At 61.7% G+C, this 334-nt stretch carries 1 pseudogene; it reads left to right on the top strand.

What is annotated here, in order from left to right:
• Positions 1-334 (top strand): annotated as a pseudogene (locus AF337_RS32295) (alpha/beta hydrolase); the annotation flags it as partial.

The raw sequence follows: 334 nt of genomic DNA on the forward strand, positions 1-334 counted from the left end.
CTACAACGACTGTGCCATCCTCTGCCCGATCTTCCCGGTCGGCGTTATCGGCGACGGTGCGCGTTCCGGCTACAAGTTTCTTGAGGAAGGCGACATCCGCTACGATCAGGTCGTCCTTGCCATGGTCGCGGAGATGGCCGACAAATACCGCCAGGACTGGTCCAAATTCGCCATGTTCGGCTTCTCCGGCGGCGGGCATTTCGTGCACCGTTTCGCAATCTTGCATCCGGAAAGGCTCTGGGCGGCATCGATCGGCGCACCTGGTTCCGTCACCCTTCTGGATCCGACGCGTGACTGGTGGGTCGGCATTCGGGATCTGGAGGCACGCTTCGGC

The sequence above is a fragment of the Rhizobium ecuadorense genome, assembly GCF_001187535.1.
GTDB lineage: Bacteria > Pseudomonadota > Alphaproteobacteria > Rhizobiales > Rhizobiaceae > Rhizobium > Rhizobium ecuadorense.